Raw genomic sequence first — 26,822 nt, 5'->3', positions numbered from 1 at the left:
CTATCAGGCTGTATCTGTGAGATAGCTTTGCACTTGCTTGACTACATCCCGAGCGGTACGGGTTACTCCGATCAATGTCGCAGACGCGAGCCCCGTCCAATCGCCGTAACCCACCAGCCACAAATTGGGTGAAGCGACACTCCGGTTTCCGTCCACAGCCGCTTTGCCATCCTGGCCTGCAATGCCTAGGCTCTTTAGGTGGTCGAGCGCTGGAGAAAACCCGGTGCACCAGATGACGACATCCACCTTCGTCTCGTTTCCTGATGACCACACGACACCCGTTGAGGTGAAGTGCGTGAATGGCCGCACCGCGTTCAGCACGCCTCGCTCGCGAGCGTCCTTTACGGGCGGCACCATCACAATGTCTCCCAGCCCTCCAACGGGTTGCTGAGGCTCCACACCAACCTGTTGCGCCTTCAATCGAGCAGTAGCTCGTTCGAACAGGACACGCCCATCAACCTCATCAGGTAGAAACTTTGGAGCCTCTTGAGTCACCCAGGTTGCCTGAGCCACTTTAGATACCTCGGCGTAAATCTGGGCTCCCGAGTTGCCACCACCCACGACAAGGACGGTTTTCCCCTCAAACTCATCCGGCCCAACGTAATGAGCGGAATGAAGCTGCTGCCCTACGAACAACTCCTGTCCGGGATAGCTTGGGGTAAATGGGCGGCTCCAGGTGCCTGTTGCACTGATAACCGCTTTGGCATCCCAGTTTCTATCCCCGGAGACAACCCGTAATCCTTCTTCGATTTTTTCGACACGGGTCACCCTGGCGGATCGGATGATGGGGAAGTCATATCGACGCTCGTACAGAGTCAGATAGTCGATAACATCATCACGGTGAGGCGTTTCTTCTGATACGGCAGGCATCGGCCAGCCCGCAATCGAGCTCCATGCCGATGGAGAGAAGAGTCGCAGCGAGCCCCAGCCATGCCGCCAGGCTCCTCCTGGTGCCGACTCCGCATCGAGCAGCACGTAAGACAAGCCTGACCGCTTCAAATAATAGGCGACTGTCAGCGCGGATTGACCACCGCCAATGACCACAACATCAAGTTTCGAATTCTGACTCACCAGCATCCTCCAGGCTCAATCGCGGCACCTCACCGTCGTCGTATCAGACTCTGCGACCGTGCTCATCAATGACTATTTGGCCGTCCTCTTTGGCGAAACTCCCACGCTGCTCTTGCGGTAACAAATCGAGCACAGCTTCTGACGGACGACACAAACGCGTCCCCAAAGGCGTCACGACGATGGGGCGATTGATCAGGATAGGGTGAGCCATCATGGCATCGATGAGCTGTTCGTCCGTCAGCGAAGCTTCACCCAATCCCAGCTCTTCGTACGGAGTGCCTTTAATACGCAAAAGAGCCCGCACCCCGATACCCATGTCCCCGATGAGCCTGGTAAGTGTGGCGCGATCAGGCGGGGTCTTCAGGTACTCGATAACCGTCGGTTCTTCCCCGCTGTTACGGATCAACTCCAAGGTATTGCGAGAAGTGCCGCATTCGGGGTTGTGGTAGATCGTGATCTGGCTCATATCGCTTCCTCGTGCTGACGTTAGATGGAGCGCTGGTTGACGCGCTTGGAAAGCTCTTGGGCGGACTCTTTACGCTCGGAGTACCGATCAACCAAATAATCCTGGCGATCCCGCAACAGCAGCGTGAACTTCATCAACTCCTCCATCACGTCCACCAGTCGGTCGTAGTACGAGGACGGTTTCATACGGCCTGCTTCATCGAACTCGGTGAACGCCTTGGCCACGGAAGACTGGTTAGGGATGGTAAACATCCGCATCCACCGTCCAAGTACCCGCAGTTGGTTAACCACGTTGAAGGATTGGGAGCCGCCACAGACCTGCATCACAGCTAGGGTTTTGCCCTGCGTAGGTCGTACAGCACCTATCGCCAGCGGAACCCAGTCAATTTGGGCTTTGAATACTGCGCTCATGGAGCCGTGACGCTCAGGGGAGCACCACACCTGTCCCTCAGACCATTGCATCAGCTCGCGCAGCTCAGAGACCTTTGGATGTGTATCGGGAGCGTCATCCGGAAGCGGTAGACCCGATGGGTCAAAGATCTTGGTTTCAGCACCAAACTCATTCAGCAGGCGTGCCGCCTCTTGCGTGACTAATCGGCTAAATGAGCGCTCTCGTGTTGATCCATACAGCAGAAGAATGCGAGGTTTATGGAGCGAAGGCGTGCGAGGCGACAGTTGCTCCAGCGACGGAATGTCGATCAGGTCAGCGTGTACGTTCGGCAATGTGTCTTGCATATAAACTCCTACGGCGGCGCCTAGTTGGGTGCCGCCTCGGTTGATCTTTAAAGCGAACCGATGCGGTTCAGTTCAGCTTTCAACTGTTCAGCGCTGATGGTCGTCAGTGGCAGCGCAAGAAATGCGCTCACGCGCTCGTGAATTTTGGCGAGTGTGGTTTCAAAAGCTGTGGTGATCTCGGCTTCCGAACCGCTAGCGTCAGACGGGTCGGCCAGACCCCAATGCGCCTTCAAAGCTGGCCCAAAGAAGATTGGGCATGCCTCACCCGCGGCCCGGTCACAGACAGTGATCACGATGTCTGGAGGTGAGCCTTCAAAAGCATCCGAAGCCTTGCTGCTCAAGCCCGCCGTGGAGATACCCGCCGTCTCCAGCGTTTGCAACGCCCGTTGATTCACCCGGCCACTGGGAAAGCTTCCTGAGCTGACGGCTTCTACACCCTCGGGCGCCAAGTGGTTGAAAAGCGCCTCGGACAGAATGCTGCGGCAGCTGTTGTGTGTGCACATGAACAAGACTTTCATCAGACGATTCCTTGATTCAAAAACTGAGGCGCAGTGCCAGGGCGGACAATGTGGCGACGAGGATGGGCACGGTCAGCACGATCCCGGTCTTGAAGTAGTAACCCCAGCTGATCGTTATGTTTTTCCGGGCGAGCACGTGCAGCCACAACAGAGTTGCCAAGCTCCCAATTGGGGTGATCTTCGGGCCCAGGTCGCAGCCGATGATGTTGGCGTAAACCATCGCTTGCTGGACAACACCATCGACTTCGGCGGCATGAATGGATAAGGCGCCTACCAGAACGGTGGGCATGTTGTTCATGATCGAAGACAGCAACGCTGTTAGCAGCCCTGTACCAAGGGACGCGCCCCAAACGCCATAACCGGCGAACACGTTCAGGATCTGCGCGATGTGGTCGGTCAGGCCGGCGTTCTTCAGGCCATAAACAACCAGGTACATACCCAAAGAAAAAATCACCACCTGCCATGGCGCCTCTTTTAGCACCTTGCTTGTGTTGATGGCGTGACCACGAGCCGCGATGACATAGAGAATGAATGCACAGACCGCTGCAATGGCGCTGATTGGCACTCCCAATGGCTCAATGACAAAGAAGCCGATCAGCAGTAATGCCAGCACCCACCAACCGGCTACAAAAGTGGCCCGGTCGTGGATCGCCTCGTCCGGATTGTCCAGTTGGTTGAGGTCATAGGTCTTTGGTAGATCTTTGCGGAAAAACCACAGCAGCATGGCTAATGTCGCTGCCACGCTGACGATGTTTACCGGCACCATGATCGAAGCATATTCGTTGAAGCCGATATCGAAGTAGTCGGCAGAGACAATGTTGACCAGGTTGGAAACCACCAGCGGTAAGCTCGCCGTATCGGCGATAAAACCGGCTGCCATTACGAATGCCAACGTAGCAGCAGGCGAAAAACGCAACGCCAACAACATCGCGATCACAATGGGTGTGAGGATCAATGCTGCTCCGTCATTGGCGAACAGGGCCGACACCGCTGCGCCCAGCAGGACGATAAATGCGAACAGCTTACGGGTGCTCCCGCCTCCCCATCGGGCCACATGCAGCGCAGCCCATTTGAAAAAGCCTGCCTCATCAAGCAACAGACTAATAATAATGACCGCGATGAACGTTCCGGTAGCGTTCCAGACTATGCGCCAAACCTCTGGTATGTCGGCAAGGGTAACGACACCTGCCAGCAACGCCACGATGGCACCGAACATCGCACTCCAGCCCACCCCAAGCCCCTTGGGCTGCCAGATAACAAGGACGATGGTGGCGATAAAGATCAATACGGCAATCAGCATTTCATTAATCCGGTTGGGCGTGAATCAGCTACACACGGCTTGGTTGATCGGACGGTCGCTCATGCAGCAGAGGCGCTTAGCCTCGGTTTCCAGCCATTGCTGATTGGCGTCTACTACTTCCTTCAAAACTGCAGTCACCCACGTGGGCAAATCAGGATTCAGCCGGTAGTACACCCATTGGCCTTGGCGACGATCCAACAGCAAACCGGCAGAGCGCAGCAGCGCCAAATGACGAGAAATCTTCGGCTGACTCAGGTCGAGTGCTGCCGTTAGCTCGCAAACACACAGCTCACCTTCACTCACGACAAGCAGCGAAATTTTTGCTCGGGTGTCATCCGCCAGGCACTTGAATAAGGTGGTGGGATTCATGGGTTCTGTCACAGATCCTCCAGGTGTTTGGTCTTGACCAAAACGAAGAGCTTGATGCGCTCGTGGATGTCGTGGAGCGTGTGGCGAAATGCGCCAGGATCATCGCTGGTTACTGGGTCAGGAAAATCCCAGGCAATGACTTCACCTGCGCTGGGCATTGGTAGGCACTCGCTTGCGGATTTATCACAAAGAGTGATTACGTAATCGAATCGATCAGCTTGAAACTCGTTGATGGACTTGCTGCGCAGACCCGTTGCATCGACTCCAACCGCCTCCAATGCTTGAGTCGTGCACGGATCAACCTCAGATGGTTCAGACCCTGCGCTGAAGGCCTCGAAGCGCGGGTCGGTGTGCCGCAGCAAAGCCTCTGCAAGCAGGGAGCGGGCTGAGTTGGCAACGCACACGAAAAGAACTTTGATAGCAGGGCTCATGGTTGAACTCTATGCATATGGAGAAACAAATATACGGATATTCGAATATCCAGTAAACCATATGTGTTCGCTATCGCCGCTTTTCTTCCTGTTCGTTGGAGAGCGGCGGTGAGTCGCAAGCCCGATACTCCAGACGATGTGCGGGAACTCCTTCAGTCGAAGATTAGGGATGCGGGTCTTGGAAATGACCTGATCGGCACGCGTCTCGTTATTGGCGATCAGTTGGTAGGTCCCGCCCGGCGCCTCATGCGTTAGCGTATAGAACGAGGACAGTGACGGCTGGGTATCGAGATCGATGAGTAAGGTACGAAGACCCACTTCGGCGCAGAACGCGCCTAGATTGGCGCCAACCGTAGTTTTCCCCGGTCCGCCTTTGGTTGAAACGACTGCAGCGACTTTCATTGGCCTTACCTCTGAATCGAAGGATTAGAGAGGGCGTCATGCTAAGCGCGCTAAGCGTTTGGATTGCTGGGTCAAATCCCAAGCAAAAAAAAGCCTGTATCTCTACAGGCTTTTCTCTATCTGGCTCCACGACCTGGACTCGAACCAGGGACCCAATGATTAACAGTCATTTGCTACCTGTCCATACGCTCCAGGGGGGCTCTCAACGGCAACTGAATGCTGATAGCCCCCTACCCGCCTCCTCACCGATGACGCGTATCGACATCGACCTCAACCGACATGCCCGGGCGCAGCGAGGACTCGAAAGGCTGGTCCGGATCAACAGATATGCGCACCCCGATACGCTGCGGTACCTTGACGAAATTGCCCGTTGCATTGTCCGGCTTGAGCACCGCGAATTCCGAGCCCGTCGCTGGTGAGAGCCGCTCGACATGCCCCTTTAGCGTCGCACCTCCTAACGCATCAATCCTGAGCGTCGCGGTCTGCCCGGGCGCAATAGCCTTAGTTTGCGCCTCCTTGTAGTTCGCGACTATCCAGTGATCAGCGGGCACTACCGACATCAATTGTGTACCGTGGGTCACGAATTGGCCCAACCGCACGCCCACTTCTCCGAGCACGCCATCCTCCGGCGCCTGGATGACCGTGTGATTAAGATCAATCTGAGCCGCACGCAGTTTTGCCTGTGCCACCCGCACCTGGGCTTCCAGACCTTCACGGCCGACATCCACGGTACGCAACTCCTCCCGAGCAATCGACTCTTGCGCACCCGCCTGCTGTACCTCGGCCTGGGCTTGACTGAAATCGGCTCGTGCCTGGTCGCGCTCGCGCGTAGAAATGGCGCCATCCATGACCAACGCGTTTGCGCGCTGCATATCAGCGCGGGCACGCAATAAGCGCGCCTGCGCACCAGCCGTAGCTGCAACTTGACTCTCGATGCCCGCCATGCGAGCAGCGTGCGCCTGCTGGTTGTTGGAGAGGTCGGCCTTGGCGACGGCAAGATTAGCCGTCGCCTCATCCACCTGCGCCTGGTAGACCTCATCGTCAATACGCACAAGGACCTCGCCTCGCTTGACCTGCGCGAAATCCTGCCCGGCCACCTGGACGATATAGCCGCTGACCTGAGGGGCAATCACCGTGGTTCGCCCCCTCACATAGGCGTTATCTGTCTGTTGCAAACCTGCGTCAAAAGGCGGCAATTTCCAGATGTACAGGACGATCGTAATAACGCCAATCGCAGCCAGCACCATGATGATGCCTTGCAAACGGCCCCGGGGCGGGGGCGACCAATGAGAAGCAGTGTGTTCAACATGTGATGGAACAGTATTGGAATCAGTCATTTACGGTCTCAGGCTCACGACGAATGCGCGAGAGGAAAAAAGCCGACATCTGCAGATAAAACACATACAGCGCGGTGCCAAAAGCCAGCACTGACACGATGCGAAAGACGTCATTGAATGCCAGTACGCTAGCCTCCTGCTGCAACGCTTGTCCAAGCAGCTTGCTGCCCTGCTGCTGGAGCTGTTCCGGGTCGGTTATATGACTCGACAGTGACGACTCGCCAATCCCGAGGCGCGTTACGACAAGAGGATTGGTGAGCAGCGTACTGTCCGCCAGACTAGCGGTATGGGACTGGGTTCTGATGAACTCGTAGCTGCCCATTACAGCCGACCCCGCCAGGCCGCCGATACTCTGGCTCGCCCCGTACAAGACCACGAGCGTGACCATGTAGTGCGGCCCCTTCGCGAACAGTTTGAGGAAGCCAAAGATCAAGGCAGGCCCGATAAACAGCGTCGCACCGAACCCAATCAAACACTGGCTCAGGTACAGTTGCGGCGCACGCGTGAGGCTGGTGGATTGCGAGTCCAGATACGCTCCCGTTGCGATAAACAACGCCGCGACCATGACCTGCCAGGGGATACGTTTGGGCGACAACGTCAGGCAAGCGACGACGATCCCCGCCAGCATCGACACCAGTACGCACGCAAACAGGACACGCAACTGATCGTTATTGAGCCCGCCCATTGATAGCAAACCTACCGAGCCGAAAGTCTGCTCGGCCAGCGATAGCCGAACCAGCAGCGCAATCGCAACAAAACGCATCAAGTCGAAACTGCCCAGCCATTCCAATTGCAACAGCGGCTGACGCCGACGTCTTTCAATGAACACCGCCGTCACCAGCAGAGAGATAGCCGCCACCAACATCCAGCCGAGAAAGGGCGCATCGGTCCACCAATAGCTCCGGCCGAGGCCAAGCACACCGGCAAACAGCAGGAAGGACGAAACCAGCAATACAATCACCACGCCGTCCGAGGCAGAAAACACGCTGACCCTATCACTGCGTGGCAAAGGCACCGCCAACGTCACACCCAACACCGCCATACCGATGCCAAGATTCAACAGGTGCAGCCCCAACCAATGTTCTGAGGCGAGAAATTCCACGGGAATCATGCGCGCCACCGGCGATCCTATCTGGGTAAGCCCTACGCTGATAATCAGGGCCATCGGCTGGGCCGATGGGGCTAGGGCCTGCATCAGATAATAGGTACTCAAGGCGATCAACGTCGCGCACATCAAGCCGTTGATCGCCGTGGCAATGACCGCAGTTGTCAGAGTGGGCCACAGTAACTGCAGCACACAGGCAGCGATGTAGGTACCAACAATGCTTGCCGTAACCAAAGGGATTCCGAACTGCATCCGGGCCTTGACCAAGGTCAGGTTGGCGCTGGCATTGATCGCCAAAAAAATTGCCACCAACCATGAGACCTGAGCCGTGTACTCACCAATAGAGCCAGAGATTACGCCTAGATTGCTCGCCACCAGGCCGTTGCACAGCGTCGTGCAGGTTCCGAGGAATAAGCCTACGACAAAATATATGCCACGCTTGGCCGGCGACAGCCTGGGCATATACGGACTGCCCGCCATCGCCGGTTTCTCGTCAGCTTTGAACACGTATTCAGCGCTGGCCATGTACAGGTAACGCCTTCTTTTGCCGTCGCTGCAGACGCTTCACGGTTGGGATGTCGGAAGGCTGAAGGCCATTACATAGTCACCGGTGTCGGGAGAATGCGCTGCCCCGCCTACGGAGATGACAACGTACTGTTTGCCCGTCGTCGGCGAGACGTAGGAGATCGGCGTGGCGCTGGCGCCAACCGGTAATTCATGCTCCCAGACGAGTTTGCCAGTTTGCCCGTCGTATGCCCGGATGTAGTAGTCCTGATAACCCGCAAAGAATACGAGGCCGCCTGCCGTGGTCATCGTTCCTGCATAAGTTGGCATGCCCATGGGCATGGGCAGGTGTGATGCGATACCCAGTGGCCCCAATTGCTCTGTGGTGCCAGCCGGCACTTGCCAGGCCACCTTGTGCGTATTCAGATCGACCGCCGTGACGGTCCCATAGGGTGGCTGGTTGCACGGAACCCCGAGGGATGACATCCAGATATAGATGGCTTGACCGTAAGGTGTTTTCAACTGCGGTGACGGCCCATGTCCACTCACCTCGATCTGGTGGGATTTTGTCCAAGTATTGAATTCATCACGAGGCATCAACCAAAAGACGTTCGGCACCCGAATATCGTTCATGTAAGCCAGATGGTTAACGGGGTCGTAGGAGACGCTGCCCCAGTTGAATCCTCCGATATTGCCTGGCTGATCCAACGCCTTGGTTAGACCGATCGGCGTAAAGTCACCCTCGTAGCGCAGTTGCTTGAACATGATGCGGCACATGAGTTGGTCGAACATGGTTGCCCCCCACATCTTCTTCTCGGTGAGGTGTTCGGCACCGATAGTCGGCATCCCTACCGAATAAGGCTGTGTAGGCGAAAGCTTTTCTTCAGGTACCGCACCGGCCGTAGGCACGGGCTTTTCGACGACGTCCGCAATCGGCTCCCCGGTGGCGCGATTTAGCAGGAAAAGCTGGCCACGCTTGGTGGTTTGCAATACCCCGGGGATGGTTCCGCCTTGGCCGTCAGGCAAATCGACCAGCGCGGGTTGAGAAGGCAAGTCGTAGTCCCAGATGTCGTGATGGACGGTCTGGAATTTCCATTTCGGGCGGCCCGTCATGATATCGAGGGCGACAAGGGAAGAGTTGTATTCATCCGAGTGCGGTGGTCGCTCCATGCCGAAAAAGTCCGGCGTGGCATTTCCCAGCGGCGCATAGATAAGACCCAACTGGTCGTCATAGGCAGCGGCGGTCCACATGTTTGGCGTGCCGGGCGTGTAGGTCTGCCCAGCCGGTGGCAAGCCGGTTATGTCCGGGTTGCCCAGGTCCCACGCCCATGCCAGTGCGCCGGTGCGGGCATCAAAGGCGCGGATCACACCTGACGGCTCACCGCGACTGTAGTTATCAACTACCCAGCCACTGATAATAATGTAGTCGCGCGCCACCAGCGGCGCGGAAGTCTGAAAGTAGAACCCAGGCTTAACGTCGCCCATGCCCTGCTTCAGGTCGACGACGCCGTCGCTGCCAAAACCTGGGCATTGCTTGCCGGTCTTGGCATCTAGTTCGATCAGGCGCGCATCGATGGTGGAGTTGACGATTCGTTCCGCACAGACGCCATCAGCCGGCGCCTCCTTGAGCTTGTAGTAACCCAGGCCGCGGCAACGGTTCCACATAGGAGATGCACTATGGGTATCGAATTTCCAGCGTTCTATCCCCGTATCTGCATCGATGGCAGCAATGCGATCATCGGGTGTGCAAGTGAACAACGTATCTTCAATTTGCAATGGGGTGTTCGAATCCACGGCACCCTTGTCCAACTCGATCTTCGCGCCGGTACGATAGGTCCAGGCCACTTTCAAGTCCTGAACATTGTCACGGTTGATCTGCGTAAAGGGCGCGTAGCGCGTACCCGCCGTGGTTCGGCCATATGCGGACCAATTTGAAGGCGTGGTGTTTGTAGCTGCTGCAGTAAAAGGTGTGCCCGGGACAGGCGAGATGACACCATGCGGAGTAAAGGCAAACCCGAAGAACACAACCGTCCCTAATAGCGCTAGTACACCCAGGCCGCGTATCCGACGCCGGGAGTCCGCAGGCAACCAAGTGGATAGCAGAAGCAAGCCGATGCTCGCCAACGCTGCCGGTACGAGCAGGCGTGGAAACAGCGCCCAATAGAACGTGCCTGACTCCCAGAGCGCCCATGGAACACTTAGCACGGCAACCGCTACCAGCAACCATACTCCATAAATTTGTCGACGCCAGAGCATGACGCCAGCGCTCAGATAGGCCCATCCGGCCAGGACGTAATAAAACGATCCGCCAAGGGTTAAGAGGTAAGCCCCACCTAACAATAGCCCCAGCCCCATCAAGGCGACCAGGCTGGCAAAAATACGATTTATCGAGGTCACAGTTGAACTCCTATACGCTAAATGGCTCTCAGACCCAGTCATGATAGTGTTAGCCTATTAGTTTTAGCCATGTCATATGGAGCAACTATACATTGCATAAAAGCAACGCCATGTGGAGCGAATACCACACCTTCCTCGTTGCCGCGGAAACATTGAACTTCAGCCGTGCGGCTGAACGGCTTGGGCAGAACACTTCAAGCATCAGTCGCGCCGTGACCCGGCTGGAGGAGCACCTGGGTCTGCGCTTGTTCAATCGAATGCCCTCTATGCGATTGACGGACCCGGGCGAGCGGCTCTATAGCGAAATCGCGCCCTTGTTCGAAGGCCTTCAGGAGGTTGAAAGCGCGATCAAGTCGGATGATGGAAAAATTAAAGGACGTATCCGAGTCGTCGGATCGCCCGAGGTTGTGTACTGGATTATCAACCCGGTTATTGCTCGAATGTTGGAAGAAAAGCACGACATTCATTTCGAAGTGGAGGCCAGCACACGCGTGCCAAACCCCCTTGAAGAGCCAGTGGATGTCTACTTCAGTCATCGCCGCGCCGAAGTGATTAACAAGTCGCTGGTTGCTCGGCCAATCTGTTCAGTGCCACAAGGGTTATTCGCTTCTCCCCTGTTACTGGCCGTCAGGAACCCTCCACGGGTACCGGACGATCTCTTGCAATGGCCCTGTCTTGGGCGTCAGGGAGAACCCGAGTGGGAGCTGATCGACCCCCAAGGACATAAACACCTGACGCCGGTGCAACCCATCCTGCTTGCCACACCGAACGATGCGCGCATGGATCTTACTCTACGCGGACTTGGCATCGCGCAGTTCAATTTGCCCAGCGCCGATGAGGCCGTAGAGAGCGGCAAACTGGTACGTATTTTACCTGGCTATACCCTCCAGAACATGTCGCTGTATGCTTTTCTACTGTCACGACGCTTGATTCCGCAGGCGGTGCAGATCTTTCTGCGCTATACCACGGAAGAGGCAAAAAAATACTTTCCCGATTGAGTCCTGACTTGATATCGGATCGTTAGGGCACATGACGTAAGGCCTTAATATTCTTATAGCCTCCTATTCGTTGCATAACCGAGTAAAAACACTATGGGTAATTACTTTCATCATGTTCTTATTGGACTATTAGCCCTGCTTCCTATGGCCAATCCTCTAACTAGCATCTCCCTTTTACTAGGACTTGGAGGAAAGCTGCCTACAGTAGAGCGTAACCGGCAAATCCTGAAGGCAAGCTTGTATGTAGCTCTGATTATGTTTGTCAGCTTCTACGGGGGCAGCCTGGTAATGCAGGTATTCGGAATATCTGTCCCCGGCTTGAGAATAGCCGGAGGCCTGATCGTTACCTACATCGGTTTCGCCATGCTTTTTCCAGCAACGACACCTGACGAAACGGAGGTTCAGAAAGATTTCCTTTCAGAGAAAGAGAAATCAACCCCACATTTCCGCGATTTGTCATTTGTACCTTTAGCTCTTCCTGGTGCAGCAGGCCCAGGCACGATAGCGTTGCTTATCAGCTCCGCCTCTACCCTGCAGTCGACCTACCAGACCCTACCACTCGTCATTCACCTTGCAGCCGCAACCGTATTCATCATTACTGCGCTTATTTTCTGGATAGCTTTACGATGTTCGGGGCGAATAATGAAAGTGCTTGGTGAGTCAGGAATCGATGCAATTTCCCGAGTCGTTGGTTTTCTACTGGTTTGTATGGGCGTTCAGTTCGTTATCAATGGTGGTTTTGAGTTAGCGTCTACACCTATGCACTGATCATAGTTTTTCATAATAGTGAATTATTAAAGGCCGTTGATATTCCCGCGGCCATATTCACTAGCCATATTATCAAATGCCTGGCTCAGCGCTTCACCTCATTACCGACAGAAGAAAGCGCTCCGCGGAGGCATTTCATTATTAACGATCAGTTGGTAGGTCCCGCCCGGCGCCTCACGCGTTAGCGTATAGAACGAGGACAGTGACGGCTGGGATCGAGATCGATCAGTAAGGTCCAATGACACGCGTCGGCGCAGAATGCGCCTAGATTGGCGCCAACCGTGATTTTCCCCGGCCCGCCTTTGGTTGAAACGACTGCAGCGACTTTCATTGGCCTTACCTCTGAATCGAAGGATTAGAGAGGGCGTCATGCTAAGCGCGCTAAGCGCGCTAAGCGTTTGGATTGCTGGGTCAAATCCCAAGCAAAAAAAAGCCTGTATCTCTACAGGCTTTTCTCTATCTGGCTCCACGACCTGGACTCGAACCAGGGACCCAATGATTAACAGTCATTTGCTCTACCAACTGAGCTATCGCGGAATGCGCCGTATGTTACTGATTAAAAAGAAGAAGTCAAGCGTCCTCAGAAATTTTCCGCAAATCGTCCCCCTGCTCGCTTGAATACGGCGGTTCCTTGGCCAAATCCAACCAGGCCCGCGCTGCCGGTGGCAGATGAGCGCTGGAGCGCCAGGCCAGGGCGATGTGCCAATCGGTATGAGGCTCGTCCAGGGGGATCAAGGCGATGCCGGGATGTTGGTGTTTGTGCGCCAGCATCCTAGGCAGGAAGGCAACGCCCAGCCCGGCGGTGACCAGGTCGACGATAAAGTCTATTTGCCCACTGCGGGCGGTGACTTTGGGCGTCACGCCTTTGCGTTCACAGGCGCTGAGGATCTTGGCATTGAGGGCAAAGCCGGCCTCGAACAGGATGAAGGGTGAGTCGGCCAGGTCGGTGAAGTCGATGCGCTCGCGCTGGGCCAGTGGGTGACCCATGGGCAATACGGCGATCAATGGCTCGTTGCGCACCGGTTGGTAGTCGAAGCCTTCATCAACCGGCAGCAGCAACGCGGCGAGGTCCACCTCCCCTGCTTCCAGGCATTCGCGCAGCCTTTTACTGCCGTATTCGGTCAGTTCGATGTCGATGCCTGGGTAACGGCTGCGGTAAGTGGCGAACATCGCCGCAAACAACACGCCGCACCCTACCGGCGGCAGGCCGATGCGCAGCACGCCGCGCTTGAGGCCGCGCAGGTCGTTGATTTCGGCCATCAAGTCGGTGCGTTCGGCGAGCATCACCAAGGCGCGGCGGTAGGCAATTTCACCAGCGGCGGTGAGTTCATTCCTGTGGCCGAGACGGTTGAGCAACGGCATGCCCAGTTCGTCCTCTAGGGTCTTGACCGCTTTGCTGACGGTAGACTGGGTCAGGGCAACCACTTCGGCCGCCTGGGAGAACCCGCCCTGGCGCACCACTTCGACAAACGCACGCAAGGTTCGCAGGTTCATCAGTATTCCTTTGGCGACTGGATGACAGTGATAAAAGTTGTTTTCATCATGGCATAACTTTGCTTAGGGTGTAGCGCTTTGCTCAGGGGAGACACCGTTGATGATCATCTCGTCCGCTTCCGATTACCGCGCTGCGGCCAAGCGCAAGTTGCCGCGCTTTCTGTTCGATTACATCGACGGCGGTGCCTACGCCGAGCACACGCTGCGCGCCAACAGTTCGGACCTGGCCGAGATCAGCCTGCGCCAACGCATCCTGCGCAATGTCGACAACCTGAGCCTGAGCACCAACCTGTTCGGCACGGAACTGGCGATGCCGGTCATCCTTAGCCCGGTCGGGCTGACCGGCATGTATGCGCGACGCGGTGAAGTGCAAGCGGCCAAGGCGGCGGCCAACAAACACATCCCTTTTTGCCTGTCGACGGTGTCGGTGTGTTCGATTGAGGAAGTGGCCTCGCAAAGCCCGCAGTCAATCTGGTTCCAGCTGTATGTGCTCAAGGATCGCGGCTTCATGCGCAACGCTCTGGAGCGGGCGCAGGCTGCCGGGGTGACCACGCTGGTGTTCACCGTTGACATGCCGACACCGGGCGCACGCTACCGCGACGCTCACTCGGGCATGTCCGGCCCCTACGCGGCTCAGCGGCGCATGTTGCAGGCGGTGACCAAGCCGCAGTGGGCCTTCGATGTAGGCTTGATGGGCCGCCCCCACGACCTGGGCAATATTTCCAAATACCTGGGCAAACCCACCCACCTGGAAGACTACATTGGCTGGCTGGCCAACAACTTCGACCCGTCCATCAGTTGGAAAGACCTGGAGTGGATCCGCGAGTTCTGGAAAGGCCCGATGATCATCAAGGGCATCCTCGACCCTCAGGATGCCAAGGACGCGGTGAGTTTCGGTGCCGACGGCATCGTGGTCTCCAACCATGGCGGCCGCCAGCTCGACGGGGTGCTGTCCACGGCCAAGGCGTTGCCGCCGATTGCCGAAGCGGTGGGCGATGACTTGACCGTGCTGGTGGACTCCGGCATTCGCTCCGGGCTCGACGTGGTGCGCATGCTCGCCCTGGGCGCCAAGGCGTGCCTGCTGGGGCGTGCCACCGCCTACGCGCTGGCCGCCGAGGGCCAGCATGGGGTAGAGAATCTGCTGGACATCTTCGCCAAGGAAATGCGCGTGGCCATGACCCTTACCGGGGTCACCTCCATCGCGCAAATCGACCGTACCACCTTGGTCTAGTGGTGATGGGTGCGGTGTACTTTGTTCACGAATAACCGAAGCGTTGTTTATTTGCGACAAGCAACTCGCCCCACCGAAACAGTTACGTCAACCGGGCCGGCGGCAACGCTGGCCCAAATCAGCCAAATAACTGGCGCCATGTTTTAACGGACTTTTCTTACTTAAAAATTAGTTAATTGATTTATAAGGATTTTTGCCAACTAAATACACTTGGCATGAATCTCGCTCTAGTACTGTTCAAGCAGGTTCGGCGATGACAAGACGTGCGGCAGGGCCATGGGGTTATAACCCAATGAAAAGCGGTTTAAACTGTTTCCAATGTTTTACGGAACTGAAGGATCAGTAAGACGCTTGGCACTCGCCACCCTCATCCCGCCTGTAAGACAGCCCAGTGCTTAGAGGCCCCGCGCTTATGAAAACCCCCACCCAGACCAACGCAATTGACTTTGACAGTGCCAAATTGCAACGCCTGGGATTTGGCCAGCCATCCTTGCGCCCACGCCGCCCCGCCACCCTCGCCGAACTTCGCCAGCAACTGAACCAGCAGTTGCAGACCAGCCTGGAGCCGGAGCGCATCCTGGGCCTGTTCTTTCGTGAGGTTCAGCGCCTGGTGCCGCTGGACGCGTTGCAATACCGTCACGCCGCCAGCGACCTGCGCCTGGAGTTTGGCCACCGGGGTCATCACTCCGTCAGCTACACCCTGAGCCATGAAGGCGAACACCTGGGGGAACTGGTCTTTCGTCGCAACCAGCGGTTGCTTGAAGAGGAACTGAGCCAACTCGAACTCCTGCTGGTTACCTTGCTTTATCCGATGCGCAACGCCCTGCTCTACCGCGCCGCCACCCGCAGCGCCCTGCGTGACCCGTTGACCGAAACCGGCAACCGTGTGGCCATGGACCAGACGCTGCAGCGAGAAATAGACATGGCACGTCGGCACTTGCACCCGCTGTCGTTGTTGATGCTGGACATCGACCACTTCAAGAAAATCAACGACACCCATGGGCATGCTGCGGGCGACAGCGTACTGCGCGCCGTAGCCGGGGCGATCAAACGCCAGCTGCGCAACGTGGACATGGTGTTTCGGTTTGGCGGGGAAGAGTTTTTGATCCTGCTCTCCAACACCGGTCGCGATGCCGCGAGAATGGTGGGAGAGCGCCTGCGCCAGGCGGCGCAAGCCCAGGACTACTGGGTAGAGGGCACGCGAATCGAACTGACCGTGAGCCTCGGTTGTTCTACGCTGCTGGCGGCCGAGTCGGCTGAAAGCCTGCTGCGCCGGGCCGACAATGCGTTGTACGTGGCCAAGCGCGAAGGTCGCAATCGCTTGGCGATGGCGGGATAAGGTCAGTTGTGGCGAGGGAGCTTGCTCCCGCTGGGGCGCGAAGCGGCCCCATTCTTTATTTAAAAAGAATGGGCCTGCTACGCAGTCCAACGGGAGCAAGCTCCCTCGCCACAGTTACCGTTACGCCTCGCTGGCGATGCGCACAGGGCGCTCGCGAACGGCTGGCGCCTTGTCTTTTTCCGCATTCTCTAGACGCATGCAGCTTTCCAGGAACAAGTGCATGTAGTCGTAGCTCTTGCACACCGCCTGGCGCAACTCTTCCTGCAAGGCCTTGCTCGGGTTGGTCCCCGCCAGTGTGCAGATGATTTCCAGGGCTTCCCAAGGGTGGGCATCGTCGTATTGGGCGTGCATCTTCAGCCACTTCATCGCCCGCTTGCGGTCTTCCTCAGGGAAGGCGGCAGCATACACACCAGTAGAGCAGACCACGGCAGACCATTCCCCCGTCGCCCCCTCGATCGCGTAGTTGGTGGCGGCAATCGCGACGATCAACGCATCCGCCGAGCTGGTGTGCCAGCACCAATGGCTCAGGGCGTGCAACTCGGGCGGCACCTCCTGCGCTTGCAGTTCTTCAAGGCTGACGCCGTGAGCCCGCGCCCAATTGACCCAATAGTCGGCATGGTTGAGCTCCACGCGAATGTTGCGCATCAGCCAACGGCGCGCCATATCCTCCCCAGGATGGCGGGCAAACTTGGTCTTGGTCAGGTTCTGCGCCATGTACAAGGCAAACTGTTCCACCACCGGCCAACCACCAATCAGGTAGTGGCGCATGGTCTTGGCGCTGAGGGCGTTGTCGCGCATGCGCTGGTACAGTTCGTGCTCGACAACCCGACGCTTGCTCTCGCTACAGTCCTGGATCAGTTGCTGCGCCCAGGCGGGGTAACTCGAGGCTTCCATAAGCGGGCCGGTTCTGTTGAATGTGTCGATCACTGTGGGGCTCCTTTTCAAGTGTGATTGTACAGACCAGCAAATGTTTCAGCGGAAAGTGCCGGGCGCCTTGAATAACAGAGGCTGCGGCCGCTCAGGTCGGCACTGCAGGCTATCAAAGGTAAACAATTGCGGGCGTTCAATCAGGTAGCCCTGAGCGTAATCCACACCTATCTCAAGTAAAGCCTGTTCGATCTGGGGTGTTTCAACAAACTCGGCAATCGTGCGCTTACCCATGACGTGGCCGATGTGGTTGATCACCTCGACCATGGCGCGGTTAATCGGGTCGTCCAGCATATCCTTTACGAAACTTCCATCGATCTTCAGGAAGTCTACAGGTAAATGTTTCAAATATGCGAATGAGGACATTCCGGCGCAAAAGTCATCCAGGGAAAAATGGCACCCTAACGCTTTGAGTTCATTAATAAATCGAATCGCACTGCCCAAATTGGCTATAGCGCTCGTTTCAGTTATTTCAAAACAAATCATTTCCGGTGGAATGTTGTAACTATCGAATTTCTGACGTAAAAAACCCAAAAAGTCATCATCGCCAATGGTTATGCCTGACAGATTAATCGCACACATGGCCATGGGTCGGCCCGGACGCTCATGCATGCAGCGGGCGATAATCTTGAATACGTTTTCCACTACCCAACGGTCCAGGGACGTCATCAAACCGTAACGCTCGGCCGCCGGTATAAAACTGTTGGGTAAAATGATCCGCCCCGCTTCGTCATGCAGCCGCAGGAGAATTTCGATGTGCCCATTGCCGGCGTCGGTAGGGCCCAACGGCGCGATTTCCTGGGCGTAGAGGCAAAAGCGGTCTTCCTCAAGGGCGATGTGCAGCCGCTGTACCCAGGCCATCTCGCCAAACCGCAGAGACAATTCCGAGTCGTCGACGTGGTAGACCTGCACCCGGTTGCGGCCCTTTTCCTTGGCCATGTAGCACGCCATATCGGCGGCGCGCAGGGAGGTTTCCAGGGTGGTCGGGGTTTGCGAGATATGCACCAGGCCAATGCTGACAGTGGTCATGAAGGGCCGCCCCTTCCACACGAAGTGCAAGCTCTGCACGGTATGGCGCAAGCTCTCGGCAATTTTTTCCGCCACCGGCGCCGGGCAGTTTTCCAGCAGGATGCCAAACTCGTCGCCGCCCAACCGAGCCAGGGTGTCGCCTTCGCGCAGGTCTGATTGCAATAGCGCGCAGATGTGACGCAACAATTCATCGCCCGCCGCGTGGCCACAGGTGTCATTGACCAGCTTGAACTGGTCGAGGTCGAGGAACATCAAGGCATGTCGCCCACTTTGCTGGCGCGCGACCTGTTGCAGCACCTGTTCAAGGCGGAACTCGAACTCGCGACGGTTGGCCAGGCCGGTCAAGGCGTCATGGGTGGCCTGCCAGGAAAGATTGGCGATGTACTGGCGTTCCTGGGTCATGTCGTGCAGCACCAGGACCGCACCGCTGATCTTGCCGGCGCTGCGGATCGGAGCGCCCACCAGGGTGACCGAGACCGTGCTGCCGTCCAGGCGCTGGATCAGCTTGGAATGCTCGCTGCCGCCGCTGAACTGGCCCTTGACGATGTGCTCAATCAGGGTGAATCCGTCGGGCTCGGCGTTTTCATTCAAAAGTTTGAACAACGCCGCCAGCGGCAGGCCCTGGGCCTGCTCCGAGCGCCAGTGAGTCAAGGCTTCAGCGGCAGGGTTCATATAGGCAATGGCCCCGTCGACATCGGTGGTAATCACCCCGTCGCCAATCGACTCCAATGTAATCTGCGCCCGCTCCTTCTCCGCTTGCAGCGCATCGGCAAAGGCATGACGCTGGGCCAGCAGCTTGTGGGTGCGCAGCAGCGCCAACACGATCAGGCCCAAGGCCGTCGCCAGGTTGGTGATCAACAACAGGCGCAGGATCATCCGCGAACCTTCGCCCAGGGCATCGCTGAACGCCTTGGCGGCGGGCGTCACGCCTTCATTGATGGCAGTGATGCGCGCCTTCCAGTGATGGACATCGTCACTGCTGACCTGGCCAGAGGTAATGGCGCCGTGCATCTCCTGGGCCAGCTCATCCAACTGCAGCAGATAGCCGTCGCCCACCGTCCACAGCTCAATGGCTTTTTCCAGGTAACTGAAATGACGGAAGTTAAGGTACAGCCAGATCACGCTGGAAACGTCGTCCGGATGGTTACCGCCCTTGAGAATGCCCAGCCGCGCGGCGTCCACATCGGGGCTGGAACGGTCCAGGGCAATGCGCAACTCATGCCCCCCCTGGGGCACTGCGATGGCCTGCTGGTATTTGAGGTAGGTGGCGTCTTGGCGGTTATCGGCGTAGAGAGTCAGGTAGTAAATGGCATCCTTCTGGCCCTTGGACCACAGGCTTTCACCCGCCACATAACCCCGCACTGCCGAAAGCACGTAGAGACTGACGCAGCCTAACAATGCCTGGAACAACACGACGGCGATGAAGGGCCAGACAATTCCCAACAGACGTGGCGTTCCGAGAGTCCGCTTTTGCTTCATGAAGTCCCTTACACATGCACAGCTTAATACGCACGCGAAAATCCGCTCCCGATAGCACAGCCTAAGCTAAATCAACGCACTTGTTGCAAGTGTCCGTACAGTTTGGCGTACAACCCGCCATCGGCAATCAACTGCTGATGGTCGCCATCCTCGGCGATGTGCCCGCCATCGAACACCAACACTCGGTCAGCCTGCTTCACCGCAGACAGCCGGTGGGCGATGATCAGTGTAGTACGCCCGCTGAGAAACCGCGCCAGTGCCTGGTGCAGGTTGTACTCGGTCGCCGCATCCAATGCAGACGTGGCCTCGTCCAGAATCACCACTTTAGGCTCGGCGAGCACCATGCGGGCAATCGCCAGGCGTTGCCGCTGGCCACCGGAAAAGCGCACGCCCGAACGCCCGACCACGCTGTCCAAGCCTAAGGGCAATGCCTTGACAGTAGCATCCAGTTGGGCGATTTCCAGCGCCTGCCAGCAGGCTTGATCGGTGCGGGTGCGGCCCATGGTCAGGTTGGCGCGCACGGTATCGTTGAACAGCGCCGGGTGTTGCAGTACCACCGCGACGTTTTCGCGGATGGTCTCCAGGCCGATCTCCTGCTGGGTGGCAGTGCCAAAACGAATGCTGCCGGCCTGCGGCGTGTAGAGCCCCAGCAGCAGTTGCACCAGGGTGCTTTTGCCGCCGCCGCTGGCGCCGACAATTGCCACCTTTTCACCCGGTGCGATGGCCAGGTTCAACTGGTTGAGTACCAGGTCTTCGCCGTAGCCAAAGTCGAGGCCACGCACTTCGATGCCGACCGTCTCGCGCCCGCTGAACGGGTCTGCGCCGCCTGGGTATTGCGGCTCATCGGCACGCGCCAGCAGCTCGTTGATGCGCGACAGCGCGCCGCCCGCCGCGTAATAGGCGTATTGCAGGTTCAGCAGTTGTTCCACCGGGCCAATCATGAACCACAGGTAACTGAACACCGCGAGCATCTGGCCGATGGACAGGTCGGAAAACAGCACAGTGAGCATGGCCGCGGCGCGGAAGATGTCGATACCGAACTGGAACAGCAAGCCACTGGCGCGGCTCGACGCGTCGGTTTTCCACTGGGAATGAATGGCATAGTCACGCACTTCCTGAGCACGCTGGCCCAGGCGCCCGAGGAAAAAGCCTTGGCGGTTGCCGGCACGTACTTCCTGGATGGCATCGAGGGTTTCAGTCAGCGCCTGGGTAAAGCGTGAAGTACTGTCGTTTTCCAGCTTCTTGAGGTGCTTGACGCGCTTGCCCAATTGCACCGTGGCGTAGATCACCAACGGATTGAACAACAGGATCAACAACGCCAGTTGCCAATGCATCCACACCAGGATCGCCGAGGTGCCGACCAGGGTCAGCATCGCCACCAGGAAGCGACTGAGGGTTTCACCCACGAATTTGTCCAGGGTGTCCAGGTCGGTCACCAGATGAGTGGTGACCGTACCGCTGCCCAGGCTTTCGTACTCACCCAGAGAGATACGCTTGAGACGCTCGATCAGGCGCACGCGGATGCGGTACACGATGTCCTTGGCCAAGCGCGCAAACAGCCGCGCCTGCACCACGTTGAACACCAGCGCGCCGCAGCGCAGGGCCAGGGTGACCAAGAGCATCAGGCCGATATAGCCAGCGGCTTTTTGCCAACCCAGGGGCAGCGCGTGATTCATCACCTTGAGGGCGGCATCGCCATGGCCCAGCAGCACTTCGTCCACCAGCAACGGCAACAACAGCGGGATAGGCACGCTGCACAGGGTGGCGAGCACGGCGACACCGTTGGCAACCCACAGGGATTTCTTGTGGCGCAGGGCCAGGCGGCGAATTTCTGCCCAGGTCAGGCGGTCGGTGCGTGGAGGCTGTTCATACACAGGCAGCTCGCTCCAGCCATCGACCCAGTAACGGCGACAGCTCGGACAGCGGCTGGTAACCATTGGTCAGCAAGGCCAACTGGCCGTTGCGCTCGGCCAGCAGGGTCGGGAACCCGGCAATGCCCAGGTCTTGCACCCAAGTGAAATCGGCCGCCGTGGCCGCGTGCTGCTCGGCACGGTCGAACTCGCCGGCAAACTCGATACGTGGAATGCCGGCCTGCTCGGCCAGCTCAACCAACACATGGGCGAGGGTCACGTCCCGTCCTTCGACATAGAACGCACGCTGGATCAGCCCCAGCAGCTTCCAGGCGCAATCCGGCGCCAGGCTGCGTGCGGTGACGATAGCGCGGCACGCCGGCTCGGTGTCGTAGACAAACCCCTCAGGCAGCGCGCCGTCACGCTTGAACGGCTGGCCGGTGGCGTCGGTGACGGCCTGCCAGTGTTCAAGGATGTAGCGCCGGGTAGTCGGCTCCAGCGCCGCGCCGCTGCCGGTGCGCAAGCCGCCCACCACCAAGTGCACGTCCACGCCGGCCGCCTGGGCCTGCTCCACCAGCGCTTGTGCCACCGGGGCAAAGCCCCAGCACCAGGAACACATCGGGTCCATTACATAGAGCAGGCGCGCAGACATGGCTCAGGCCTCGGAAGGGGTTTGCTTATAGTTGTAACCAATCGGGTGCGGCATGTTGCGGGCCTTGGCCAGTTCGATCTGCTTCTGGCGGTCGATCGCACTGCGACGGGTCTTCTCCGGCAGCTTATCCCAGCAATGGGGGCAACTGATGCCGGCCACATAATGCTCGGAGGCGCGGTCTTCTACGCTCACGGGTGTGCGGCAGGCATGACATTGATCGTAGTCGCCTTCGCTCAAGTCGTGGCGCACGGTCACGCGATTGTCGAACACAAAGCAGTCGCCCTGCCATTTGGTTTCTTCCTGGGGCACCTCTTCGAGGTACTTCAGGATACCGCCCTTGAGGTGGTAGACCTCATCGAAGCCTTCGCTGAGCATGTAGCTCGACGCCTTCTCACAGCGAATGCCGCCGGTGCAGAACATGGCGACCTTCTTGTGCTTGGCCGGGTCGAAGTTGGCTTTGATGTAGTCGGGAAATTCGCGAAAACTGGTGGTTTTCGGGTCGATTGCGCCTTCAAAGGTGCCGATGGACACTTCGTAGTCGTTACGGGTGTCGATCAACAGCACTTCCGGGTCGCTGATCAACGCATTCCAATCCTGCGGGTCGACATAGGTACCGACTTTTTTGTTCGGGTCGACGCCTTCAACGCCCAGGGTCACGATCTCTTTCTTGAGCTTGACCTTGGTGCGATAGAACGGCTGGTCATCGCAGTAGGATTCCTTGTGGTCGATGTCGACCATGCGCGGGTCTTTTTTCAGCCAGGCCATCAGGCCGTCAATGCCTTCGCGGCTGCCGGAAACGGTGCCGTTGATGCCTTCTTCGGCGATCAGCAAGGTGCCTTTGATGCCGTTATCGACCATCGCCTGCAACAGGGGCTCGCGCAGGGCGACGTAATCTTCGAGGGTGACGAACTTATACAGTGCCGCCACGACAATCGGTTGAGTCATGGGTGTTCTCTCCAGGTGGCTACCCTCGTAAGGGGTGAACCGGATGCAAAAAAAACGCGCCGGCTAAGCGGCGCGTTGCGGATTCTATCAGGGTTACCCCATCAATGTCCGCCGGCGCAGGTCGGCGAGGCCGGGGCTGCGTCGATTGTCGCCCACTCGTCGGGCGTATAGGTATGCAGCGCCAGCGCATGGAACTCGCTCATCAGATCACCCAGGGTGGCGTAGACCTTCTGGTGGCGCTTGACGCGGTTGAGCCCCTCGAACTGCTGGCTGACCAGCACGGCCTTGAAGTGGGTCTGCAACCCACGGCTGTGCATGTGGCTTTCATCCAGCACGCTCAAGTGTTGCGGGGCCAGGGCGGCAAGGGCCGTTTCGATACGCTGTTGCATGGTCATTCCTGCTTACTTCTTCTTGGCCGGTGCGGCGGCTTTTGGCGCCAGCTCGTTGGTCATGTCTTCCAACAGCTTGTTCACCACCGGTACGGCGCTTTCCAGCTTGGCCTGGGTCATCTGGGCCGATTGCTGGGTCAGCTGGGGCATTTTTTCCAGAACTTTCTTGCCAAGTGGCGACTTGTAAAACGCTACCAGGTCCTTGAGCTCGGATTCGCTGAAGTTGGTGGTGTAGAGCTTGACCATGTCAGGCTTGAGCTTCGGCCAGCCGATGGCCTGGTCCAGAGCGGCGTTGGCCTTGGCCTGGTAGCTGTCCAGTACCGACTGCTTGGCGGCAGGCGCCTTGGTCTGTTCGAAACGCTGGGCGAACATTTGCTGCACTTGCATGTACACCGGGGTCCCCAGCTTGTCAGCATGGGCCAGGGTAAGGAAGGCTTCGGCACTGGCGTTGTGGCTGGCGGTATCGGCAAGAACCTGGCCGCTGGCGCAAACCAGAGCAACCGCGGTACAGATGGCACGAAGACGAGTCATCGAGTTTCCTTTTCTAGCAGGCGAGGTAAGACCCCAAGGGCGACCATTCTGCGCCTAAAAAACCTCGCGGCTCAACCCCACTCCTTGGCAAGCCCCGGTTTCACGGGGCGCGATGGCACAAATGCGCTTTTAGGGAACCCACGCTGGCCGCCAGGGCCTAAACTGACCAATCACGACTGCATAACGAGGGTGACCGATGAGCCGTATCGAAACCGACAGCCTGGGGGAAGTACAGGTCCCTGATGACGCCTATTGGGGCGCGCAAACCCAACGTTCGCTGGTCAATTTCGCGATTGGCGAGCAGCGCATGCCGCTGGCGGTATTGCATGCCCTGGCCTTGATCAAGAAGGCCGCCGCTCGGGTCAACGACCGCAACGGCGACCTGCCCGCCGATATTGCCCGCCTGATCGAACAGGCTGCCGACGAGGTCCTGGACGGCCAGCATGATGACCAGTTCCCGCTGGTGGTCTGGCAGACCGGCAGTGGCACCCAGAGCAACATGAACGCCAACGAAGTGATCGCTGGCCGCGCCAACGAACTGGCCGGCAACAACCGCGGCGGCAAGAGCCCGGTGCACCCCAACGATCACGTCAACCGTTCCCAGAGTTCCAACGACTGCTTCCCCACCGCCATGAGCATTGCTGCGGTGCAAGCGGTGAACAAGCAACTGCTGCCGGCGATCGCCACCTTGTCCGGTGGACTGGCAGAATTGGCCGCGCGGCATATGAAGCTGGTCAAGACCGGCCGTACCCACATGATGGATGCCACACCGATCACCTTCGGCCAGGAACTTTCGGCGTTTATCGCCCAGCTCGATTACGCCGAGCGTGCGATCCGCAGCGCCCTGCCCGCGGTGTGCGAGCTGGCCCAGGGCGGCACCGCCGTCGGCACCGGCCTCAATGCCCCCCATGGCTTTGGCGAGGCGATTGCTTCCGAGCTGGCCGCGTTGTCGGGTTTACCTTTTGTGACCGCGCCGAACAAATTCGCCGCCCTCTCCGGCCATGAGCCGCTGGTGACCTTGCACGGCGCGCTGAAAACCCTGGCCGTGGCGCTGATGAAGATCGCCAACGACCTGCGCCTGCTGGGTTCCGGCCCTCGCGCCGGGCTGGCCGAAGTCAAGTTGCCGGCCAACGAACCGGGCAGTTCGATCATGCCCGGCAAGGTCAACCCCACACAATGCGAAGCGCTGTCGATGCTGGCCTGCCAGGTGCTGGGCAACGACGTGACCATCGGCATGGCCGCCAGCCAAGGGCACTTGCAGTTGAACGTGTACAAACCGGTGATCATCCACAACCTGCTGGAGTCGATCCGCCTGCTGGCCGATGGCTGCAACAACTTCCAGGAGCATTGCATTGCCGGTCTTGAACCCGACGCCGAGCAAATGGCCCAGCACCTGGAACGCGGGCTGATGCTGGTCACCGCCCTCAACCCGCATATCGGCTACGACAAGTCAGCCGAAATCGCCAAGAAGGCTTACGCCGAAGGGCTGACACTGCGTGAGGCTGCACTGGAGCTGGGCTACCTCACCGATGCCGAGTTTGACCAGTGGGTGCGCCCGGAAAACATGCTCGGCGCTTAAACCGACATCCGCAGCCGCCGGGCCCTGAGCCCGGCGAGCAGCGAAGGCGCCAGCGCCACCATCGCCGAGCCAGTCACCACCACCAAAGCCCCCACATAGCCCAAGGCATTGATCTCTTCGGCTTGCACATAGTCCGGCCACAGCCAGGCCGCCACTGCCACCGCCACAAAGGTCACCAACGGCGTCAACGCCAGGGTCGCACTGACCCGCGAGGCTTCCCAATGCGCCAGGGCTTCGGCAAATGCGCCGTAGGCCACCAGCGTATTCATGCAGCACGCCAGCAGCAGCACACCTTGCAACGGGCTCAACTGCAACGCCTCCAGCGGGTGCGCCCAAGGCGTGAGCAACACCGCGCACGACAAGTAAATCACCATCATCACCTGCAATGAATTCCATACCGTCAGCAACTGCTTCTGCCCCAGTGCATAGAACACCCAGATGGTGGTGGCGAGCAGGATCGTCAGCACACCGGCGGTGTAAGAACCCATGGACGTCAGCAACTCCACCAGGCGTTGGTTGAAAAACAAGCCAAAGCCTGCGATCAGCACCACCAGCCCCACTCCCTGCCCCAGGCTGAAGCGCTCCTTGAACACAAACACACTGGCAACCATCAGAAAGATCGGCCCCATCTGCACCACCAACTGCGCCGTGCCGGGGCTAAGCATTTTCAGGCCAACCAGGTACAGCACGTAGTTGCCCACCAGGCCACACACCGCCATGCCCACCAGCCACCCACCCTTGGGGCCAAGCACTTTGGGGCTGGGCAGGCGTTTGGTGGCGGCCAGGTAAACGAACAGGCACGTGCCCGCTACCATGAGGCGAAACCAGGTCACGGTGATCGGGTCCATCACCTGCAACACTTGCTTGAGCTTGATCGGGAGAATGCCCCACAGGAACGCGGTCAGCAGGGTCAGGAAGAAACCGTAGACCCAGCGGCCGGAAGAGATGTGCATGAGTGCCCCAGATGCCAGAGGAAG

General features: G+C 58.2%; 24 protein-coding genes, 1 tRNA gene and 2 pseudogenes. 5 read left to right on the top strand and 22 right to left on the bottom strand.

Annotated elements, in window-relative coordinates; all coding sequences use genetic code 11:
• Positions 1 to 3: 3 nt before the first annotated feature.
• The 11 genes and pseudogenes from GIV35_RS12440 to GIV35_RS12390 all read right to left on the bottom strand — a co-directional run bounded on the left by GIV35_RS12440 (position 4) and on the right by GIV35_RS12390 (position 10,634).
• On the bottom strand, positions 4 to 1,077 hold the full coding sequence (locus GIV35_RS12440; protein ID WP_223023030.1) for an ArsO family NAD(P)H-dependent flavin-containing monooxygenase: 1,074 nt from the start codon (positions 1,075 to 1,077) through the stop codon (positions 4 to 6).
• 37 nt (positions 1,078 to 1,114) lie between these two features.
• Complete coding sequence (gene arsC, locus GIV35_RS12435) at positions 1,115 to 1,537, bottom strand: arsenate reductase (glutaredoxin) (protein ID WP_200649363.1); 423 nt, start codon at positions 1,535 to 1,537, stop codon at positions 1,115 to 1,117.
• 20 nt (positions 1,538 to 1,557) lie between these two features.
• Entirely contained in the window at positions 1,558 to 2,271 is a 714-nt protein-coding gene (gene arsH / locus GIV35_RS12430) for an arsenical resistance protein ArsH (protein WP_105227451.1), read from the bottom strand.
• A 47-nt stretch (positions 2,272 to 2,318) separates the two neighbouring features.
• Positions 2,319 to 2,789, bottom strand: a complete 471-nt coding sequence (locus tag GIV35_RS12425; protein WP_213153020.1) for an arsenate reductase ArsC — start codon at positions 2,787 to 2,789, stop codon at positions 2,319 to 2,321.
• Between the two features lie 16 nt (positions 2,790 to 2,805).
• Positions 2,806 to 4,089, bottom strand: coding sequence for an arsenic transporter (locus GIV35_RS12420; protein WP_007247284.1), 1,284 nt, complete (start codon positions 4,087 to 4,089; stop codon positions 2,806 to 2,808).
• A 24-nt stretch (positions 4,090 to 4,113) separates the two neighbouring features.
• Complete coding sequence (locus GIV35_RS12415; protein ID WP_168220182.1) at positions 4,114 to 4,458, bottom strand: metalloregulator ArsR/SmtB family transcription factor; 345 nt, start codon at positions 4,456 to 4,458, stop codon at positions 4,114 to 4,116.
• An 8-nt stretch (positions 4,459 to 4,466) separates the two neighbouring features.
• Entirely contained in the window at positions 4,467 to 4,889 is a 423-nt protein-coding gene (locus GIV35_RS12410) for an arsenate reductase ArsC (RefSeq protein WP_202692176.1), read from the bottom strand.
• A gap of 153 nt (positions 4,890 to 5,042) precedes the next feature.
• A pseudogene (locus tag GIV35_RS27480) lies at positions 5,043 to 5,291 on the bottom strand (ParA family protein); the annotation flags it as partial.
• Positions 5,292 to 5,533: 242 nt separating this feature from the next.
• Entirely contained in the window at positions 5,534 to 6,628 is a 1,095-nt protein-coding gene (locus GIV35_RS12400) for an HlyD family secretion protein (protein ID WP_223023029.1), read from the bottom strand.
• Positions 6,621 to 8,258: an MFS transporter gene (locus tag GIV35_RS12395; RefSeq protein WP_223023028.1), complete on the bottom strand. Its 1,638-nt coding sequence runs from the start codon at positions 8,256 to 8,258 to the stop codon at positions 6,621 to 6,623. Before GIV35_RS12395 ends, GIV35_RS12400 begins: the two co-directional genes overlap by 8 nt.
• Positions 8,259 to 8,297: 39 nt before the next feature.
• The gene (locus tag GIV35_RS12390) at positions 8,298 to 10,634 is read right to left on the bottom strand and encodes a membrane-bound PQQ-dependent dehydrogenase, glucose/quinate/shikimate family (RefSeq protein ID WP_329609841.1); all 2,337 of its coding nucleotides are present in this window, start codon (positions 10,632 to 10,634) and stop codon (positions 8,298 to 8,300) included.
• 92 nt (positions 10,635 to 10,726) lie between these two features.
• On the opposite strand from GIV35_RS12390, the gene GIV35_RS12385 reads away from it, so the two are divergent.
• Positions 10,727 to 11,632 (top strand): LysR family transcriptional regulator, encoded by a 906-nt coding sequence (locus GIV35_RS12385; RefSeq protein ID WP_198715710.1) that lies wholly within the window; start codon positions 10,727 to 10,729, stop codon positions 11,630 to 11,632.
• Between the two features lie 93 nt (positions 11,633 to 11,725).
• Entirely contained in the window at positions 11,726 to 12,400 is a 675-nt protein-coding gene (locus GIV35_RS12380) for a MarC family NAAT transporter (RefSeq protein WP_014719246.1), read from the top strand.
• A gap of 134 nt (positions 12,401 to 12,534) precedes the next feature.
• On the opposite strand, the pseudogene GIV35_RS12375 reads toward GIV35_RS12380, so the two are convergent.
• From GIV35_RS12375 to GIV35_RS12365, 3 genes and pseudogenes are all read right to left on the bottom strand, one after another.
• Positions 12,535 to 12,731: pseudogene (locus GIV35_RS12375) on the bottom strand (ParA family protein); the annotation flags it as partial.
• A gap of 130 nt (positions 12,732 to 12,861) precedes the next feature.
• Positions 12,862 to 12,937: transfer RNA gene (locus tag GIV35_RS12370), tRNA-Asn, on the bottom strand.
• Between the two features lie 33 nt (positions 12,938 to 12,970).
• A complete protein-coding gene (locus GIV35_RS12365) occupies positions 12,971 to 13,894 on the bottom strand; it encodes a LysR family transcriptional regulator (protein WP_236264924.1) in 924 nt (307 codons plus the stop codon).
• Between the two features lie 100 nt (positions 13,895 to 13,994).
• Between GIV35_RS12365 and lldD the strand changes: the two genes are divergently transcribed.
• Together lldD and GIV35_RS12355 are read left to right on the top strand one after the other, a co-directional pair.
• A complete protein-coding gene (gene lldD, locus GIV35_RS12360; RefSeq protein WP_236264923.1) occupies positions 13,995 to 15,125 on the top strand; it encodes an FMN-dependent L-lactate dehydrogenase LldD in 1,131 nt (376 codons plus the stop codon).
• Between the two features lie 412 nt (positions 15,126 to 15,537).
• Positions 15,538 to 16,464, top strand: a complete 927-nt coding sequence (locus GIV35_RS12355; RefSeq protein ID WP_014719251.1) for a GGDEF domain-containing protein — start codon at positions 15,538 to 15,540, stop codon at positions 16,462 to 16,464.
• Positions 16,465 to 16,584: 120 nt separating this feature from the next.
• Here GIV35_RS12355 and GIV35_RS12350 read toward each other — a convergent pair whose 3' ends face one another.
• The 7 genes from GIV35_RS12350 to GIV35_RS12320 all read right to left on the bottom strand — a co-directional run bounded on the left by GIV35_RS12350 (position 16,585) and on the right by GIV35_RS12320 (position 24,266).
• On the bottom strand, positions 16,585 to 17,358 hold the full coding sequence (locus tag GIV35_RS12350) for a TenA family transcriptional regulator (protein ID WP_153474739.1): 774 nt from the start codon (positions 17,356 to 17,358) through the stop codon (positions 16,585 to 16,587).
• Between the two features lie 78 nt (positions 17,359 to 17,436).
• Complete coding sequence (locus GIV35_RS12345) at positions 17,437 to 19,899, bottom strand: EAL domain-containing protein (RefSeq protein WP_236265402.1); 2,463 nt, start codon at positions 19,897 to 19,899, stop codon at positions 17,437 to 17,439.
• A gap of 71 nt (positions 19,900 to 19,970) precedes the next feature.
• Positions 19,971 to 21,773, bottom strand: coding sequence for an ABC transporter ATP-binding protein (locus GIV35_RS12340; RefSeq protein WP_034126161.1), 1,803 nt, complete (start codon positions 21,771 to 21,773; stop codon positions 19,971 to 19,973).
• Positions 21,766 to 22,368 (bottom strand): DsbA family protein, encoded by a 603-nt coding sequence (locus tag GIV35_RS12335; RefSeq protein ID WP_236265404.1) that lies wholly within the window; start codon positions 22,366 to 22,368, stop codon positions 21,766 to 21,768. The genes GIV35_RS12340 and GIV35_RS12335 overlap by 8 nt, the downstream gene beginning before the upstream one ends.
• Before the next feature lie 36 nt (positions 22,369 to 22,404).
• A complete protein-coding gene (gene trhO / locus GIV35_RS12330) occupies positions 22,405 to 23,346 on the bottom strand; it encodes an oxygen-dependent tRNA uridine(34) hydroxylase TrhO (protein ID WP_014719256.1) in 942 nt (313 codons plus the stop codon).
• 101 nt (positions 23,347 to 23,447) lie between these two features.
• Complete coding sequence (locus GIV35_RS12325; protein ID WP_054896313.1) at positions 23,448 to 23,741, bottom strand: BolA family protein; 294 nt, start codon at positions 23,739 to 23,741, stop codon at positions 23,448 to 23,450.
• Positions 23,742 to 23,747: 6 nt separating this feature from the next.
• Entirely contained in the window at positions 23,748 to 24,266 is a 519-nt protein-coding gene (locus GIV35_RS12320) for a DUF2059 domain-containing protein (protein WP_105227472.1), read from the bottom strand.
• A 196-nt stretch (positions 24,267 to 24,462) separates the two neighbouring features.
• Between GIV35_RS12320 and GIV35_RS12315 the strand changes: the two genes are divergently transcribed.
• Positions 24,463 to 25,845 (top strand): class II fumarate hydratase, encoded by a 1,383-nt coding sequence (locus tag GIV35_RS12315; protein WP_014719259.1) that lies wholly within the window; start codon positions 24,463 to 24,465, stop codon positions 25,843 to 25,845.
• Here GIV35_RS12315 and GIV35_RS12310 read toward each other — a convergent pair.
• Positions 25,842 to 26,798, bottom strand: a complete 957-nt coding sequence (locus GIV35_RS12310; protein WP_223023023.1) for a DMT family transporter — start codon at positions 26,796 to 26,798, stop codon at positions 25,842 to 25,844. The genes GIV35_RS12315 and GIV35_RS12310 overlap by 4 nt on opposite strands.
• Between the last annotated feature and the right edge of the window lie 24 nt (positions 26,799 to 26,822).

The sequence above is a fragment of the Pseudomonas sp. PA-1-6B genome (genome assembly GCF_021609545.1).
GTDB lineage: Bacteria > Pseudomonadota > Gammaproteobacteria > Pseudomonadales > Pseudomonadaceae > Aquipseudomonas > Aquipseudomonas fluorescens_BV.
The sequence above is the reverse complement of the archived record's forward strand: the minus strand, read 5'-3'. Positions and strand labels throughout refer to the sequence as shown.

What these genes read in the sequence shown, in the direction of transcription:
- GIV35_RS12395 (WP_223023028.1), bottom strand. Translation starts at nt 8,258, where the DNA reads ATGGCCAGCGCTGAATACGTGTTCAAAGCTGACGAGAAACCGGCGATG.
- GIV35_RS12415 (WP_168220182.1), bottom strand. Translation starts at nt 4,458, where the DNA reads ATGAATCCCACCACCTTATTCAAGTGCCTGGCGGATGACACCCGAGCA.
- GIV35_RS12325 (WP_054896313.1), bottom strand. Translation starts at nt 23,741, where the DNA reads ATGACCATGCAACAGCGTATCGAAACGGCCCTTGCCGCCCTGGCCCCG.
- GIV35_RS12410 (WP_202692176.1), bottom strand. Translation starts at nt 4,889, where the DNA reads ATGAGCCCTGCTATCAAAGTTCTTTTCGTGTGCGTTGCCAACTCAGCC.
- lldD (WP_236264923.1), top strand. Translation starts at nt 13,995, where the DNA reads ATGATCATCTCGTCCGCTTCCGATTACCGCGCTGCGGCCAAGCGCAAG.
- GIV35_RS12350 (WP_153474739.1), bottom strand. Translation starts at nt 17,358, where the DNA reads ATGGAAGCCTCGAGTTACCCCGCCTGGGCGCAGCAACTGATCCAGGAC.
- trhO (WP_014719256.1), bottom strand. Translation starts at nt 23,346, where the DNA reads ATGACTCAACCGATTGTCGTGGCGGCACTGTATAAGTTCGTCACCCTC.
- GIV35_RS12425 (WP_213153020.1), bottom strand. Translation starts at nt 2,789, where the DNA reads ATGAAAGTCTTGTTCATGTGCACACACAACAGCTGCCGCAGCATTCTG.
- GIV35_RS12420 (WP_007247284.1), bottom strand. Translation starts at nt 4,089, where the DNA reads ATGCTGATTGCCGTATTGATCTTTATCGCCACCATCGTCCTTGTTATC.
- GIV35_RS12345 (WP_236265402.1), bottom strand. Translation starts at nt 19,899, where the DNA reads ATGAAGCAAAAGCGGACTCTCGGAACGCCACGTCTGTTGGGAATTGTC.
- GIV35_RS12380 (WP_014719246.1), top strand. Translation starts at nt 11,726, where the DNA reads ATGGGTAATTACTTTCATCATGTTCTTATTGGACTATTAGCCCTGCTT.
- arsH (WP_105227451.1), bottom strand. Translation starts at nt 2,271, where the DNA reads ATGCAAGACACATTGCCGAACGTACACGCTGACCTGATCGACATTCCG.
- GIV35_RS12440 (WP_223023030.1), bottom strand. Translation starts at nt 1,077, where the DNA reads ATGCTGGTGAGTCAGAATTCGAAACTTGATGTTGTGGTCATTGGCGGT.
- GIV35_RS12310 (WP_223023023.1), bottom strand. Translation starts at nt 26,798, where the DNA reads ATGCACATCTCTTCCGGCCGCTGGGTCTACGGTTTCTTCCTGACCCTG.
- GIV35_RS12320 (WP_105227472.1), bottom strand. Translation starts at nt 24,266, where the DNA reads ATGACTCGTCTTCGTGCCATCTGTACCGCGGTTGCTCTGGTTTGCGCC.
- arsC (WP_200649363.1), bottom strand. Translation starts at nt 1,537, where the DNA reads ATGAGCCAGATCACGATCTACCACAACCCCGAATGCGGCACTTCTCGC.
- GIV35_RS12400 (WP_223023029.1), bottom strand. Translation starts at nt 6,628, where the DNA reads ATGACTGATTCCAATACTGTTCCATCACATGTTGAACACACTGCTTCT.
- GIV35_RS12355 (WP_014719251.1), top strand. Translation starts at nt 15,538, where the DNA reads ATGAAAACCCCCACCCAGACCAACGCAATTGACTTTGACAGTGCCAAA.
- GIV35_RS12315 (WP_014719259.1), top strand. Translation starts at nt 24,463, where the DNA reads ATGAGCCGTATCGAAACCGACAGCCTGGGGGAAGTACAGGTCCCTGAT.
- GIV35_RS12365 (WP_236264924.1), bottom strand. Translation starts at nt 13,894, where the DNA reads ATGAACCTGCGAACCTTGCGTGCGTTTGTCGAAGTGGTGCGCCAGGGC.
- GIV35_RS12335 (WP_236265404.1), bottom strand. Translation starts at nt 22,368, where the DNA reads ATGTGTTCCTGGTGCTGGGGCTTTGCCCCGGTGGCACAAGCGCTGGTG.